Raw genomic sequence first — 14,091 nt, forward strand, 5'->3', positions numbered from 1 at the left:
TCGCGCGTTGACCGGGCCGGATCAGGCCTTTAGGTTCCGCGCCAGTTGATACCCCCTCCCAGATTGAGTGAAAGAGGATCGATGAAGGTCTTGGTACCGGTAAAGCGGGTGGTCGATTACAACGTCAAGGTCCGCGTCAAGAGCGATGGATCGGGTGTTGAACTCGCCAACGTCAAAATGTCGATGAACCCGTTCGACGAAATTGCGGTCGAAGAAGCGCTGCGCCTGAAGGAAGCCGGCAAGGCGACCGAAGTCGTGGTGGTCTCCATCGGACCGGCGCAGGCCTCGGAAACGATCCGCACCGGTCTCGCCATGGGTGCCGATCGCGGCATCCTGGTGAAGGCTGAGGGCGCGGTCGAGCCGCTCGCCGTCGCCAAGATCCTGAAGAAGATTGCCGACGAAGAGCAGCCGGGCCTGATCATTCTCGGCAAGCAGGCGATCGACGACGACAGCAATCAGACCGGCCAGATGCTGGCCGCGCTGCTCGGGTGGTCGCAGGCGACCTTCGCCTCGAAGCTCGAGGTCGAAGGCAGCGACTTCAAGGTCACCCGCGAAGTCGACGGCGGCTTGCAGACCGTGAAGCTGAAGGGACCGGCGATCGTCACCACCGATCTCCGTCTCAACGAGCCGCGCTATGCCTCGCTGCCCAACATCATGAAGGCCAAAAAGAAGCCGATCGCGGACAAGACCGCTGCCGATTACGGCGTCGATCTCACCGCGCGCCTCGAGGTTCTCAAGACGACCGAGCCGGCGGGCCGCAAGGCGGGCGTCAAGGTCAAGGACGTCGCCGAGCTGGTGTCGAAACTCAAGAACGAAGCCGGGGTGCTCTGATGACGACGCTTCTGATTGCCGAACACGACAATGCGTCGCTCAAGGATGCGACCAACAAGGCCCTGACCGCGGCGGCCGCGCTCGGCGCGGACGTCGAGGTTCTGGTGGCTGGCGAGAACGCCAAGGCTGCAGCGGACGCGGCCGCAAAGCTTGCCGGTGTGAAGAAGGTGCTGCTCGCCGACGGCGCGCTCTACGCGCACGATCTGGCCGAGCCGCTGGCCGCGCTGATCGTCTCGCTGGCACCGTCCTATGACGCCATCGTCGCGCCCGCGACCTCGCGCTTCAAGAACGTGATGCCGCGCGTCGCGGCCCTGCTCGACGTCATGCAGGTCTCGGAAATCACCAAGGTGGTCGCCCCCGACACCTATGAGCGTCCGATCTACGCCGGCAACGCCATCCAGACGGTGAAGTCGAAGGACGCCAAGAAGGTCATCACGGTGCGCACCTCCACCTTCGCCGCAGCAGGTGAAGGCGGCAGCGCGTCGGTCGAGAGCGTCGCGGCGGCGGCCGATCCGGGCCTGTCGTCCTTTGTCGGCGAGGAAGTCGCAAAGAGCGACCGTCCCGAACTGACCTCGGCCAAGATCATCGTGTCTGGTGGCCGCGCCATGCAGAGCCGCGAGAATTTCGCAAAGTACATCGAGCCGCTCGCCGACAAGCTTGGCGCCGGCGTCGGCGCTTCGCGTGCGGCGGTGGATGCGGGCTATGCGCCGAACGACTGGCAGGTCGGCCAGACCGGCAAGGTCGTGGCCCCCGAGCTCTATGTCGCAGTCGGCATTTCCGGCGCGATCCAGCATCTGGCCGGCATGAAGGACTCCAAGGTGATCGTCGCGATCAACAAGGACGAGGACGCGCCGATCTTCCAGGTCGCCGATTACGGTCTGGTCGCTGACCTCTACCAGGCGGTTCCGGAGCTGACGGCCGAACTCGGCAAGCTCGGCAAGTAAAACGCGCTAAAACACCGGCTGGAGCTATAAACTCCGGCCGGTGTTGCTTTTTGAGGCGTTTTCTTTGGCGCGGGACACGCCTTCGAAGCGATCCAATCTAGGTTTCGAGGCCGGGTTCTGATTAAATCAGACCTCCCGGCTCAGGGGGATAGGCAGGCGCGGTTGATAGCGCGCCGTTCCGGTGGATGACATTATGGCGGCAGTAATCAAGAAGGTCGGCGTGATCGGCGCGGGGCAGATGGGCAATGGCATCGCGCATGTCGCTGCGTTGGCCGGCTTCGACGTGGTGCTCAACGACATTTCGACCGACCGCCTCAAGTCAGGCATGGCTACGATCAATGGCAACCTGACGCGCCAGGTCTCCAAGAAGGCCGTTAGCGAGGACGACAAAGCCAAGGCGATGGCGCGTATCGTGGCCGGCGAGAAGCTGGACGACCTCGCGGACTGCGATCTCGTGATCGAGACCGCGGTCGAGAAGGAAGAGGTCAAGCGCAAGATTTTCCACGATCTCTGCGCGGTGTTGAAGCCGGAGGCGATCGTTGCCTCCGATACCTCCTCGATCTCGATCACGCGGCTCGCCGCCGCCACCGACCGGCCCGAACGCTTCATCGGCATTCACTTCATGAATCCGGTGCCGTTGATGGAGCTGGTGGAGCTGATCCGCGGCATCGCCACCGACGACCAGACCTTCGAGGCGTCAAAGGAATTCGTCGGCAAGCTCGGCAAACAGGTCGCGGTCTCCGAGGATTTCCCGGCCTTCATCGTCAACCGCATCCTGCTGCCGATGATCAACGAGGCGATTTACACGCTGTACGAAGGCGTGGGGAACGTCGAGGCGATCGACGCGGCGATGAAGCTCGGGGCGCACCATCCGATGGGCCCGCTGGAGCTCGCCGATTTCATCGGCCTCGATACCTGCCTGTCGATCATGCAAGTGCTGCATGAGGGCCTCGCCGACTCCAAGTACCGCCCGTGCCCGCTGCTGGTGAAATACGTCGAGGCGGGCTGGCTCGGTCGCAAGACCCAGCGCGGTTTTTACGACTACCGCGGCGCCAAGCCGGTTCCGACGAGATAAGCCGGTCTCGCGCCCCGGCTCTGCGTTGCGTCATTGCATGGCGCGCCGCGTCCGGAACACGGACAAAGCCCACCTAGGGCGTTTCGTGGCAATTCATGTCCCGTTAACCGCTCGCGTCTAGGTTACGGCCGGTACGAGGGTTTGCGTAATGGACATGATGGCGATGGTCAGCAGCATGCTGGCCTCTCAGCAAGGCGCGCTGCAGTCGAATATCTCGGCGACGCTGATGAAGCAGAACGCGGACGAGGAGAAATCTACCGTCCTGACGCTGCTCGGCGCCGGACAGCCCTCGCTTGCCAATGTCGGCGCCGGCGTCGGCAGCAACCTCAACGTCACCGCCTAACATCATCGCTTAGAACGACGCGGCGGCTTTGCCCGTCGCAGCCCGGATCAGCTTGAGCGCATCTTCGCTCGCCCATTCCGCCGGCCCCGCGATCGTCGCGATCTCGCAGCCTTGGGGATCGACCAGCACCGAGGTGGGCATGCCTAACGCCCGTCCTATCGCCTTAAGATCTTGAAAAACTTTGGCTTTCTGATCATTGAAATAACCGAGCCTGATAAGATTGGCCTCTTTCAGGAACGTCTTGGGCTTCTCGGGGTCGCGGGTGTCGATATTGATCGCCACCACCTCGAAATTCGGGCCCGAAAGCTTGCCCTGGAGCTCGTCCAGCGCCGGCATTTCCTTGCGGCAGGGCACGCACCAAGTGGCCCAGAGATTCACCAGCAGCGTCTTGCCGCGGAAATCCGACAGCTTCTTCGGCCTGCCGTCGGCGTCCTCGAAGGCCAGGTCCGGCAGCTTCAGCGGTGCGGTCGCCATGGTCAGCGCCGCCACCTCGCCATGGGCGAGCGGGGCGATCTTCTGTGCCGTGTTCACCGCCGCCCGGCAGGCGGGATCGCCGGATGGGGACCGGCCCAGGCCGAGCCCGTACAGCGCGGCAAAGCCAGCCAGGCCCCCGACCACGACGGTAGCGATGACGACGGGGATGCGGCGCGTGGCCGACCGTGCTTTCGTTTGGTCGAGCCTGTCGTTGGGGTCGAGCATATCGTTTGTCATCCGGTCGCAGATATGGCTATCAGAGGCCTCTTAATACGGCTGGCAGCCGTCAGCAAACGTGCGGCGGCGACAGGCAAGGCGTGAGCAGGGGATCATGAGCAACAAGATGTGGGGCGGCCGGTTCTCGGAACGCCCCGACGAGATCATGGAAGAGATCAACGTCTCCATCGACGTCGATCGTCACCTCTTTGCCCAGGACATTGCCGCGTCCAAGGCCCACGCCGCGATGCTGGCCGCACAGGGCATCATCACGGCCTCTGATGCGAAAAATATCGGCAGGGGTCTAGACACGATTTTGTCAGAGATCGGCAAGGGCGGCTTCGAATTCAAGCGCGCGCTCGAGGACATTCACATGAATGTCGAGAGCCGCCTGTCCGAGCTGATCGGCCCTGCCGCCGGCCGCCTGCACACCGCGCGCTCGCGCAACGACCAGGTCGCGACCGATTTTCGTCTCTACGTCCGCGATGTCCTCGATGAGACCGACGCCGCGCTCGCCGCATTCCAGCGGGCGCTGGTCGAGCGCGCGCTGGAGCATGCCGGGACGGTCATGCCCGGCTTCACGCACCTGCAGACCGCGCAGCCGGTGACCTTCGGCCACCATCTGCTCGCCTATGTCGAGATGGCCGCGCGCGATCGCGGCCGTTTCCAGGACGCGCGCAAGCGGCTGAACGAATCCCCGCTCGGAGCTGCAGCGCTCGCCGGTACCTCGTTCCCGATCGATCGTCACGCCACGGCGAAGGCGCTCGGTTTTGATCGTCCGATGGCCAACTCGCTCGATGCGGTTTCCGATCGCGACTTCGTGCTGGAGACGCTGTCGGCGGCCTCGATCTGCGCCGTGCACATGTCGCGCTTCGCCGAGGAGATCGTGATCTGGACCTCCCCGCTGGTCGGTATGATCCGCCTCAGCGACAAGTTCACCACGGGATCCTCGATCATGCCGCAGAAGCGCAATCCTGACGCCGCCGAGCTGGTGCGCGCCAAGACCGGCCGCGTGATCGGCGCGCTCAATGGGTTGCTAATCGTGATGAAGGGCCTGCCGCTCGCCTATCAAAAGGACATGCAGGAAGACAAGCAGGGCGCGATGGAAGGCTTCGCCGCGCTGTCGCTCGCGATCCGCGCCATGACCGGCATGGTCCGGGATCTCGTGCCTGATGAAGCGAAGATGAAGCTTGCTGCAGGCGAGGGCTACGCCACCGCGACCGATCTTGCCGACTGGCTGGTGCGGACGTTAAAGATGCCGTTCCGGGAGGCCCATCACGTCACCGGCCGCATCGTCGCGAAAGCCGCCGAGGGCGGCGTGGCGCTGCACGAGCTCCCGCTCAAGGAGATGCAGGCGATCGAGCCGAAGGTTACGAAAGACGTGCTTGGCGTGCTCTCGGTCGAATCGTCGGTCAAGAGCCGGACCAGCTTCGGCGGCACCGCGCCGAAGAACGTGACGGCGCAGGCCAAGGCCTGGCTGAGGCGGCTGGAAAAAGAGCGAAAATTGGGCTGAGGGCAAAATTTCGCTTATGTTTCATGATCATCCGGGTCTCGCCAGAGCGCGCCAATCTCTGTATGGTGCGCCGCGCGTAGTGGGGATTTCGTCGTGACGTCAAAGTTTCGCCCGGCCGGCTCGGGGTGGGCCATCATTGTCTTGAGCCTGACGGCGCTCGCGCTTGCCGGCTGTGGCCGCAAGGGCCCGCTGGATCTGCCGCCGACCGCTTCGAGCGCGTCCACAGCCAACGTCGCACCGCCGACCGACACCGAGGCCGAAGCCCAGAGGACGCCGAGCGTGTTCAATCCCACCTATGGCGCGGACGCCGCACCGGCGGCGACCAAGGGCAGGAAGAAACCGTTTATCCTCGACCCGCTGCTGGACGAAAGACCCAGCCGATAGGCTGGGGCAACTGAGCCAACGCCATGAACCATTTTGACTATCGCAACGGCGTGCTGCACGCCGAGGCAGTGAACCTGTCCGAGCTGGCTGCAACCGTCGGCACGCCGTTCTATTGCTATTCGACCGCAACGCTCGAGCGGCACTATCGCGTTTTCACCGACGCCTTCGCCGGCGAGAAGGTGCTGGTCTGCTACGCCATGAAAGCGAATTCCAACCAGTCGGTGCTGCGCACGCTGGCCAGGCTCGGGGCCGGCGCGGACGTGGTCTCCGGCGGCGAATTGAAGCGCGCGTTGGCCGCCGGCATTCCGGCAAGCAAGATCCTGTTCTCCGGCGTCGGCAAGACGGAAGACGAGCTGCGCGCCGCGCTGGCCGCCGACATCCTCTGCCTCAACGTCGAATCCGAGCCCGAACTCGAGCTGCTGTCGCGCCTTGCGACCGAGACGGGCAAGACCGCGCGGATCTCGATCCGTGTCAATCCGGACGTCGATGCCGGGACGCACGCAAAGATCTCGACCGGCAAGTCCGAGAACAAGTTCGGCATCCCGATCGCGCATGCCCGCGAGGTCTATGCCCGCGCCGCGAAGCTGCCGGGCATCGAGGTCACAGGCACCGACGTTCATATCGGCAGCCAGATCACCGACCTCTCCAAGATGGAGATCGCGTTCCGCATCCTCTCCGAATTCGTGCAGACGCTGCGTGCCGACGGCCACAACATCTCGCATGTGGATTTCGGTGGCGGCCTCGGCATTCCCTATTACATGGACCGCGAAGCGCCGCCGGCGCCCGATGCGTATGCTGCGATGGTCAAGCGCGTCAGCCACAATCTCGGCTGCACGCTGATGTTCGAGCCGGGGCGCATGATCGTCGGCAATGCCGGCATCCTGGTCGCCAAGGTGATCTATGTGAAGCACGGTGACGGCAAGAATTTCGTCATCATCGACGCCGCCATGAACGATCTGATCCGTCCGACGCTGTACGAGGCCCATCACGACATTCTGCCGGTGACGCAGCCTGCGAAGGGAGTCGCGACCATGATGGCCGACGTCGTCGGCCCGGTCTGCGAGACCGGCGACTACCTCGCGCTGGATCGCACGCTGCCGACGCCAAAGCCCGGCGACCTCATCGCCATCATGACTGCCGGCGCCTATGGCGCAGTGCAGGCCGGCACCTACAATACGAGGCCGCTGGTGCCCGAGGTGCTGGTGAAGGGCGACCAGTACGCCGTCGTGCGTCCGCGCATCGAGGTCGAGCAATTGATCGCGATGGATACGCCGGCGCCGTGGCTGTGAGGCTGTGATGGTCCACGATGAGCGCAGCTACCGCTGCGCCCATCGCTGCATTGACCCCTACTTCTTGAACCGGTCCTTGATCGCGGCGAGGCCGGAATCATAGACGCCGCCGAGGGCATCGACCGCTTCCTTCTCCCGCCCCGGGTCGGGCGTGTAGATGCCGGTCCATGTCACCACCGACGCGCCTTCACCCTTTGCCGTGACCTTGATGGTCGACTTATACTGGCTCACCGGCAGTGGGCTCGACAGGAACGCGTAGGAATAGCTGTAGTCTTTGTCGTTCCGCGCAGTCTGCGTCTCCACGAACGAAGCCTTGCCGTCCCTGGTGACGAGCGTGCGGGTTGGCGGCGACTTGCCGTCCACAATGCACTGCCCCACCGGCGGCAGCCAATCCTTGATCGCGCAGAACGGCCCGATCACGGACCACACCTCGGCCGCAGCACTGTTGACCTCGATGCTCCTCGTCAGATTGGCAGCGGACGCCGGCATGACGCCGACGCCCAGGCCGAGGGTGCAAATCGCGGCGCTACGAACCGAAACGAGCAATCTGGAAGCTGCTGAATCGTATTTCTTCATGGTAATCTCCTGTGTCCGGCGGGCCGTGATGGCGGCGGCCGGCTTGCCAATGCCGGTCGAATAGACGCTCACCACGGTCCGCGGCCAGTTCAGAGAATGAATCGGTGCTGATACAGAAACTGAACTAGGAAGCCGAGCGCCGCGGCCTTAAGGTTGCGCCTTCGCTTGTGACGGAGGCCCGCATGACCATCGGCAGCTACAGGCAGTTCTGTCCGGTCGCGATGGCGGCCGAGATATTATGCACGCGCTGGACCGTCGTGCTCCTTCGCGAACTCATTGCCGGCTCGACGCGCTTCAACGAGCTGCGCCGCGGCGTTCCGCGGATGTCGCCTGCCTTGCTCTCGCAACGTCTCAAGGAGCTCGAAGCCGCCGGCATCGTTACGCGGCGGGCATCGGCTTCCGAGCGCGGTATCACCGAATATCTGCTGACCACAGCCGGACGCGAACTCGGCCCAATCGTGGAGGCGTTCGGCATCTGGGGCCAGCGCCGTATCGAGTCGGATCTGTCGCTTCAGCATCTCGATGTCCAGCTGTTGATGTGGGACATGCGGCGGAATTTGAACACGACGCCGATGCCGACCCGCCGCAGTGTGCTGCAGTTCGCGTATCCGGAATTGCCTTCGACGCAGCGATTGTGGTGGCTGATCGTCGACCCCAACGACAGTGTCGACCTCTGCTCGATTGATCCCGGTTTCGATGTTGACCTATACGTGTCGGTTGATCTGCGCACCATGACGGGGATCTGGATGGGACTCGATACCGTGCGCGCGGCCGTCGCAAGCCGGCGGATGCTGCTCACCGGCGACCGGCAGCTTGCCGCGGCCATGCAAAGCTGGCTGGGCCTCAGCCCGTTCGCCAAGGAACGCAAGTTGGCGAGCTGATCCAGGGCGGCGCAATTCAGTATTTGTATCGCCCCGCTACAGTTCCCGTACTGGCGAGCCCCGGCCGTGTTCTGGCACCCAAGTGATGCCCGCCCCTATCAAAGCGGAGCTGAACTCGAGCCAGGAGACGCGGCATGACAGCCTATCTGATCGCAGACATCAAAGTGACCGACGGAAAATGGGTGCCGGACTATGCGGCCTCCGTTCACGACCTCGTGCACAAGCACGGCGGCAAGTACCTCTCGCGCAGCGGCAATGTGAAGACGCTGGAAGGTGCGCCTCTCGACACCTCCCTGATCGCGATCATGTCGTTTCCGACGGTGAAGGCAGCAGAGTCCTTCGTCACTGATCCCGCCTACAGCCGCTTCGCGGCAGCGCGCAGGGGCGGCAGCGAGAGCCGCTTCCAGTTGATCGACGATACCGACTTGGCCGGCACGATCCCCTATCTCGCCAAGGCATGAACTGCGTCTTCGTCAAAAACTCGGCGCGCAGGCGCAGACCTGCCCGGCCAACACAGGAGATTGGAATGAACGATTCACTCGCCGGCGCCGGCTTGCTTCGCATGCTTTTCGTAGCTTGCAGCGTAGCCTTCCTCCTCGGACTTTCCGGCGTCGCGTCGGCCCGGGTCACACGGTGCGACATTACGTGGGTCAGCTGCAACAACACCTCTGCGAAATGCTCGAGCGAGAGACGATGCATGCGCAGGTGCGACGAGAAGTATATCAAATGCAGCGGGGGCTCGGCCTCCTTGCAACTGGAGCAGCCGATCGACCTTCTGGAACTTGGCAGACGCCGCTCGTAGCAGATCGATCCAAGGAGGACAGCGCAGCGCCGGTCGCCGGCGCTGCGCTTTCGTGTTGGCGCTAGCTGGGTGGCCTGCCGCCAACCACAACGCCCGCCTTCTTCTCGATCGGCTTGATCGCCGCGGTGAAATCGGACTCGGCGCCTTCCGCGCTGATGACCGTCTCCCACAACCGCCCGACCGCATCCGCGACCTCCATCGACAGGCCGAGCTGCTTCATCTCCTCCAGCGCCAGCCGCACGTCCTTCACCATCAGTCCCGTGGCGAAGCCGAAGTCGAAGCTGCGCGGCAGCACCGAGCGCGGAAACTTGTCGCGGCTCGCGGTGTTCATGCCGGAGCCCGCATTGATGACGTCGATCATCACGGCGGGATCGAGCCCCGCCTTGACGCCCATCACCACCGCTTCCGAGGTCGCCACGATCGCGGTGGCCGACAGGAAGTTGTTTGCGAGCTTCATGGTCTGCGCCGCGCCGGGCTTCTCGCCGATGAAGAACACTTTCCCGATGATGTCGAGCGCGGGCTTGAGCAGCTCGAACTCGGTCTTCGGCCCCGAGACCATCACCGCCAGCGTGCCCTTCTCCGCGCCGCCGACGCCGCCGGAGACGGGGCAGTCGATCTGCACGATGTCATGCTTGGCGAGCAGGCCGTGAATCTTAACCGCCATCGCGGAGCCGACCGTGGAGAGGTCGATGAAGCGCTTGACGCGGCTCCCCTCGATCACGCCGTTCGGCCCCGTCGCAACCGCGAGCGAAGCCTGCAGCGAGGGCAGGCTCGCCATGACCGTCTCGACCTGGTCGGCGACCTCCTTCGGCGACGTCGCTGCAGTGGCGCCGCGCGCCACCAGCTTGTCGACGACCTCCCGGCGCGTGTCGAACACGACGAGCCGGTTGCCGGCCTCGATCAGCCGCCGCGCCATCGGGAAACCCATGTTTCCGAGGCCGATGAATCCGATGTCCATGGTGTTTCCTTCCCGTTGTCATTGCGAGGAGCGAAGCGACGAAGCAATCCAGACTGTCGCCGCGGAGGCAGTCTGGATTGCTTCGCTCCGCTCGCAATGACGGAGCGATAGAGTTAAGAGCGTTAGTCTAGCTCACGCCTTGCCGTCGATCTCGGCGAACACCTCGCGCGCGATCCGAAAACTGTCGACCGCGGCCGGCATGCCACCATAGATTGCGACCTGCATCAGGATCTCGCGGATTTCGTCGCGGCTGACGCCGTTGGTGAGTGCGCCCTTCAGATGCGCGCGGAATTCGTGCTGACGATTGAGGATCGCGATCATCGCGATGTTGAGCATGCTGCGGGTCTTGCGCGGCAGCTCCTCGCGGCCCCACACCGTGCCCCAGCAATATTCGTTGAGCATCTCCTGGAACGGACGGTTGAAATCGTCGACGCTCTTCAGAGCGTTGTTGACATAGGCCTCGCCGAGCACCGCTTTGCGGACTTCCAGGCCCTTGTCGTGCATCTTCTTGTCCATGGCGTTTCCTTCTTTTTCCTTGGATGGCGGCGCGGAAATTACGGGGTTGCGACGGGCCAGTCACGTCCTCGTGTTATGCGGGAAAAGGGGTGTCTCCCGTACAGGAACGGATGCCTCAGTGCTGCCGTTGTGGTACGCTTCTCTACCGGGCAACCTGGAGAGTTGATTGAACGGCGTCACCCCCGACCCGTCAGACCCGATCCGCGATGGCGACGCTCTGTCGCGGCTGAAGCTGGCGCAAGCCCTGCAACGGGCCACTTATGCCATCGCGTGGGAGCGTGCCTGGCCAAATTTGGCGCGGCTTCTTACCGTCGTCGGTCTGTTCCTAGTGGTGTCCTGGGCCGGACTCTGGCTGGCGCTGCCGTCCACTGCCCGCGCCATCGGACTTGTCGTTTTCGCCGGCGTTGCGATTGCCGTCCTGTTCCCAATGAGTCGCTTCCGATGGCCGAGCCGCGAGGAGGCTCTGGCCCGGCTCGACCGCGGCTCTGGCATCCGTCATCGGCCGGCCACCACGCTGACGGACACGCTGAGCTCACAGGACCCGGTTGCGCAGGCCTTGTGGCGGGCGCAGCGCGAGCGCACGCTGGCTTCCATCAAGCGCATCCGCGCCGGTCTGCCGCAGCCCCGGCTCGCGCTGCATGACCCCTGGGCGCTGCGCGCGCTGGTCATGGTGATGCTGGTTGCGACCTTCTTCGCCGCTGGCGACGAGCGTGCGATGCGGCTCGGGGCTGCCTTCCACTGGAACGGCGTGCTGGCGCCGACGAATGTTCGCGTCGATGCCTGGGTCACGCCACCGCTCTACACCGGCAAGCCGCCAATCATCCTGTCGGCGGCGAACAAGGAGGCCGCGGCGCTGCCGGCCAGCGGGCCGCTTGCCGTTCCCGCAGGCTCGACCCTGATCGTGCGCTCGTCCGGCGGCAGCCTTGATGTTGTCGTCTCCGGCGGCCTCAAGGAAGTCGCGCCCACCGAAGCCGCGCCCAAGGGTACCAACGAGAAGCATTTTGCCATCAGCGGCGACGGCACCGCGCATGTCCGCGCTCCCTCCGGCCAGCCGCAATGGGTGTTTGCGGCAACGCCGGACCGCGCGCCGACGATCGCGCTGGCCAAGGATCCCGAGCGCCAGGCCCGTGGCGGACTCCAGCTCACCTACAAGGTCGAGGACGACTACGGCGTCACCGGCGCCGACGCGCAAATCGGCCTGCGTACCGTCGATGCCAAGGATGGCGTCAAGGATGGCGTCAAGGAGGCCGCCGCGCGGCCGCTATTCCAGCCTCCGCAATTCCCGCTCGTGCTGCCGAATGCGCGCACCCGCAACGGCGTCGGCCAGACGGTGAAGGACCTCAGCGAGGATCCCTATGCCGGCGCCGACGTCACGCTGACCCTCACCGCCAAGGACGAGGCGGGCAACGAGGCCAGGAGCGAGCCCTTCAACATGCGCCTGCCCGAGCGACTGTTCACCAACTCGCTCGCGCGCGCGCTGGTCGAGCAGCGCCGCATCCTCGCGCTCGACGCCAACAAGAACTCGGATGTCTACGCCGCGCTCGACGCGCTGATGATCGCACCCGAATTGTTCACGCCGGATGCGGGCTGCTATCTCGGCCTGCGCAGCCTGGCGCTGCAGCTAGAAGCCGCCCGCACCGACGACGCGATGCGCGATGTGGTGAAAAGCATGTGGGCGTTCGCGGTCACCATCGAGGACGACGGTGTCGCCGGCAGCGTCAACGCCGCGCTGCGTTCGGCCCAGGACGCGCTCAAGCGGGCGCTGGAACGCGGCGCCAGCGAGGACGAGATCAAGGCGCTGACGCAAAAGCTTCGCGAGGCGATGGCCGGCAAGGTGCGCGATCTCGCCCGGCGCGCCGAGCAGAATCCGCTTGGACCCCGGCAGCCTTTCCCGGCAGAGGTTCAGCTCATCCTCGACAAGTCCGTCGAGCTGAAACAAAAGACCCAGAACGCCACGCCCGAGCAGCTCGAAGAGCTGGCGAAGCAGCAGGACGCATTGCGCGAGCAGCTTCAGGCCTATCGCAAGTCGGCGAACAATCGGGCGAAGGCGGGCAACGACGGGGCCAACCAGTCGACGCGAGACCGTAAATGCGGAAGCTAGCACGCGTGCCAGTCTTGAAGGCGATCTCGATCGCTTGCCTCGCCTTCCTGTTGGGAGGCGTCTCGCCCGTGGCTGCCCAGCAGGATCAGGATGTTGATGCTCTGCTCGATGGCGCTGAAAAGGCGATGCAGGATTCCGGCGACAGTCTCAGGCAGAAGGAATCCGGCAAGAGCCTGAACAATCAATCCGATGCGATTCAGAAGCTCGAGGACTACAAGCGCGCGACGGAAAAGAGCCAATCCTCCAATCGCGATCGTTCCGTCATCACGCAGCGCGACCTGGACGAATTGCTGAAGCAAATCGAGAAGGCCGCGCGCGAAGGCAATAAAGAAGCGGCCCAGCGCATGCTCGAGCAGCTCGCGCAGATCATGGAAAATCTCCAGATGGCGCAGCCCGGGCAATCCGGCGACAGCGACATGGAGCAGGCGCTCAACGAGCTCAGCGACATGATCCGCAAGCAGCAGCAATTGCGCGACAAGACTTTCAAGCAGGGGCAGGATTCCCGGCGTGAGCGCTCGCGCGGCAAGCAGCAGGGCGACCAGTCGATGTCGGACCTCCAGCAGGATCAGCAGTCGCTGCGCGACCGGCTGAAGAAGCTCCAGGACGAACTCGCCAAGCGCGGCCTCGCGCAGAAGGGGCAAAAGGGCCAGAAGAGCCAGGGCCAGAAGGGGCAAAAGGGTCAGCAGGGCGAGCAGGGACAGCCGGGCCAGGATGGCGATCAGGACGGTGACCAGGGCGATGACGACGGCAGTCTGGACGCCGCCGACGGGGCCATGGGCGATGCCGGCTCGCAGCTCGGCGAAGGCAATTCGGACGGTGCCGTGGACGCGCAAGGGAAAGCGCTCGAGGCCTTGCGCAAGGGCGCGCAGAAGATGGCCGAGGCGATGCAGCAGGGCGATGGCGACGGGCAGGGCGATGGTCCCGGCAACCGGCCCGGCCGTCAGCAGAGCGGCGGCAATCAGACCGATCCGCTGGGTCGCCCCCTTCACGGCCGCGATCTGAGCGACGACTACACGGTCAAGATCCCCGGCGAGATCGACGCCCAGCGCGTCCGCCGCATCCTCGAGGAGCTCCGGCGCCGCTTGGGGGACAGCTCGCGCCCGCAGATCGAGCTCGACTACATCGAGCGGCTGCTGAAGGATTTTTGAGTTCTCTGTCATCGGCTTGACCGGGCGATCCAGTACTCCG

Annotated in this window: 15 protein-coding genes; 11 read left to right on the forward strand and 4 right to left on the reverse strand. The window is 64.4% G+C overall.

Features of this window, described 5'->3' with window-relative positions; genetic code table 11:
- The first annotated feature begins 81 nt into the window (after positions 1–81).
- From IVB47_RS26170 to IVB47_RS26185, 4 genes are all read left to right on the forward strand, one after another.
- Positions 82–831 (forward strand): electron transfer flavoprotein subunit beta/FixA family protein, encoded by a 750-nt coding sequence (locus IVB47_RS26170; RefSeq protein ID WP_018453239.1) that lies wholly within the window; start codon positions 82–84, stop codon positions 829–831.
- Positions 831–1,775: an FAD-binding protein gene (locus tag IVB47_RS26175; protein WP_027514159.1), complete on the forward strand. Its 945-nt coding sequence runs from the start codon at positions 831–833 to the stop codon at positions 1,773–1,775. Before IVB47_RS26170 ends, IVB47_RS26175 begins: the two co-directional genes overlap by 1 nt.
- Before the next feature lie 193 nt (positions 1,776–1,968).
- Positions 1,969–2,850, forward strand: coding sequence for a 3-hydroxybutyryl-CoA dehydrogenase (locus tag IVB47_RS26180; RefSeq protein WP_007597339.1), 882 nt, complete (start codon positions 1,969–1,971; stop codon positions 2,848–2,850).
- A gap of 148 nt (positions 2,851–2,998) precedes the next feature.
- On the forward strand, positions 2,999–3,193 hold the full coding sequence (locus tag IVB47_RS26185) for a hypothetical protein (protein ID WP_247465632.1): 195 nt from the start codon (positions 2,999–3,001) through the stop codon (positions 3,191–3,193).
- Positions 3,194–3,202: 9 nt separating this feature from the next.
- Here IVB47_RS26185 and IVB47_RS26190 read toward each other — a convergent pair whose 3' ends face one another.
- Positions 3,203–3,892, reverse strand: coding sequence for a TlpA disulfide reductase family protein (locus tag IVB47_RS26190; protein WP_247285812.1), 690 nt, complete (start codon positions 3,890–3,892; stop codon positions 3,203–3,205).
- A 106-nt stretch (positions 3,893–3,998) separates the two neighbouring features.
- On the opposite strand from IVB47_RS26190, the gene argH reads away from it, so the two are divergent.
- The 3 genes from argH to lysA all read left to right on the forward strand — a co-directional run bounded on the left by argH (position 3,999) and on the right by lysA (position 7,069).
- Positions 3,999–5,396 carry an argininosuccinate lyase gene (argH, locus tag IVB47_RS26195; RefSeq protein WP_247465635.1) on the forward strand — a complete coding sequence of 466 codons (1,398 nt, stop codon included), beginning with the start codon at positions 3,999–4,001 and terminating at the stop codon, positions 5,394–5,396.
- A gap of 93 nt (positions 5,397–5,489) precedes the next feature.
- Positions 5,490–5,780, forward strand: coding sequence for a lipoprotein (locus tag IVB47_RS26200; protein WP_247285814.1), 291 nt, complete (start codon positions 5,490–5,492; stop codon positions 5,778–5,780).
- A 23-nt stretch (positions 5,781–5,803) separates the two neighbouring features.
- The gene (gene lysA, locus IVB47_RS26205) at positions 5,804–7,069 is read left to right on the forward strand and encodes a diaminopimelate decarboxylase (protein WP_247465638.1); all 1,266 of its coding nucleotides are present in this window, start codon (positions 5,804–5,806) and stop codon (positions 7,067–7,069) included.
- Positions 7,070–7,126: 57 nt separating this feature from the next.
- Here the strand turns inward: lysA and IVB47_RS26210 are convergent, their stop codons facing one another.
- Positions 7,127–7,645: an SRPBCC family protein gene (locus IVB47_RS26210; protein WP_247465641.1), complete on the reverse strand. Its 519-nt coding sequence runs from the start codon at positions 7,643–7,645 to the stop codon at positions 7,127–7,129.
- 182 nt (positions 7,646–7,827) lie between these two features.
- On the opposite strand from IVB47_RS26210, the gene IVB47_RS26215 reads away from it, so the two are divergent.
- Together IVB47_RS26215 and IVB47_RS26220 are read left to right on the forward strand one after the other, a co-directional pair.
- Positions 7,828–8,526 (forward strand): helix-turn-helix domain-containing protein, encoded by a 699-nt coding sequence (locus tag IVB47_RS26215; RefSeq protein WP_247465644.1) that lies wholly within the window; start codon positions 7,828–7,830, stop codon positions 8,524–8,526.
- A 134-nt stretch (positions 8,527–8,660) separates the two neighbouring features.
- Positions 8,661–8,987: a DUF1330 domain-containing protein gene (locus tag IVB47_RS26220; RefSeq protein ID WP_027565614.1), complete on the forward strand. Its 327-nt coding sequence runs from the start codon at positions 8,661–8,663 to the stop codon at positions 8,985–8,987.
- A 402-nt stretch (positions 8,988–9,389) separates the two neighbouring features.
- On the opposite strand, the gene IVB47_RS26225 is transcribed toward IVB47_RS26220, so the two are convergent.
- Both IVB47_RS26225 and IVB47_RS26230 read right to left on the reverse strand, forming a co-directional pair.
- Positions 9,390–10,286: an NAD(P)-dependent oxidoreductase gene (locus IVB47_RS26225; RefSeq protein WP_247285822.1), complete on the reverse strand. Its 897-nt coding sequence runs from the start codon at positions 10,284–10,286 to the stop codon at positions 9,390–9,392.
- Positions 10,287–10,418: 132 nt separating this feature from the next.
- Complete coding sequence (locus IVB47_RS26230) at positions 10,419–10,802, reverse strand: carboxymuconolactone decarboxylase family protein (protein WP_027514149.1); 384 nt, start codon at positions 10,800–10,802, stop codon at positions 10,419–10,421.
- Positions 10,803–10,968: 166 nt separating this feature from the next.
- Here IVB47_RS26230 and IVB47_RS26235 point away from each other — a divergent pair, with 166 nt between their 5' ends.
- Together IVB47_RS26235 and IVB47_RS26240 are read left to right on the forward strand one after the other, a co-directional pair.
- Entirely contained in the window at positions 10,969–12,903 is a 1,935-nt protein-coding gene (locus tag IVB47_RS26235) for a TIGR02302 family protein (protein WP_247465646.1), read from the forward strand.
- Positions 12,891–14,051, forward strand: a complete 1,161-nt coding sequence (locus IVB47_RS26240; RefSeq protein WP_247285827.1) for a DUF4175 family protein — start codon at positions 12,891–12,893, stop codon at positions 14,049–14,051. Before IVB47_RS26235 ends, IVB47_RS26240 begins: the two co-directional genes overlap by 13 nt.
- Positions 14,052–14,091 lie beyond the last annotated feature (40 nt).

The sequence above is a fragment of the Bradyrhizobium sp. 62 genome, from assembly GCF_023073035.1.
Taxonomy (GTDB): Bacteria; Pseudomonadota; Alphaproteobacteria; order Rhizobiales; family Xanthobacteraceae; genus Bradyrhizobium.

Excerpts from the sequence above, each read along its gene's own strand:
- IVB47_RS26170 (WP_018453239.1), top strand. The coding sequence starts at position 82 with ATGAAGGTCTTGGTACCGGTAAAGCGGGTGGTCGATTACAACGTCAAG.
- IVB47_RS26175 (WP_027514159.1), top strand. The coding sequence starts at position 831 with ATGACGACGCTTCTGATTGCCGAACACGACAATGCGTCGCTCAAGGAT.
- IVB47_RS26180 (WP_007597339.1), top strand. The coding sequence starts at position 1,969 with ATGGCGGCAGTAATCAAGAAGGTCGGCGTGATCGGCGCGGGGCAGATG.
- IVB47_RS26185 (WP_247465632.1), top strand. The coding sequence starts at position 2,999 with ATGGACATGATGGCGATGGTCAGCAGCATGCTGGCCTCTCAGCAAGGC.
- IVB47_RS26190 (WP_247285812.1), bottom strand. The coding sequence starts at position 3,892 with ATGCTCGACCCCAACGACAGGCTCGACCAAACGAAAGCACGGTCGGCC.
- argH (WP_247465635.1), top strand. The coding sequence starts at position 3,999 with ATGAGCAACAAGATGTGGGGCGGCCGGTTCTCGGAACGCCCCGACGAG.
- lysA (WP_247465638.1), top strand. The coding sequence starts at position 5,804 with ATGAACCATTTTGACTATCGCAACGGCGTGCTGCACGCCGAGGCAGTG.
- IVB47_RS26210 (WP_247465641.1), bottom strand. The coding sequence starts at position 7,645 with ATGAAGAAATACGATTCAGCAGCTTCCAGATTGCTCGTTTCGGTTCGT.
- IVB47_RS26215 (WP_247465644.1), top strand. The coding sequence starts at position 7,828 with ATGACCATCGGCAGCTACAGGCAGTTCTGTCCGGTCGCGATGGCGGCC.
- IVB47_RS26220 (WP_027565614.1), top strand. The coding sequence starts at position 8,661 with ATGACAGCCTATCTGATCGCAGACATCAAAGTGACCGACGGAAAATGG.
- IVB47_RS26225 (WP_247285822.1), bottom strand. The coding sequence starts at position 10,286 with ATGGACATCGGATTCATCGGCCTCGGAAACATGGGTTTCCCGATGGCG.
- IVB47_RS26230 (WP_027514149.1), bottom strand. The coding sequence starts at position 10,802 with ATGGACAAGAAGATGCACGACAAGGGCCTGGAAGTCCGCAAAGCGGTG.
- IVB47_RS26240 (WP_247285827.1), top strand. The coding sequence starts at position 12,891 with ATGCGGAAGCTAGCACGCGTGCCAGTCTTGAAGGCGATCTCGATCGCT.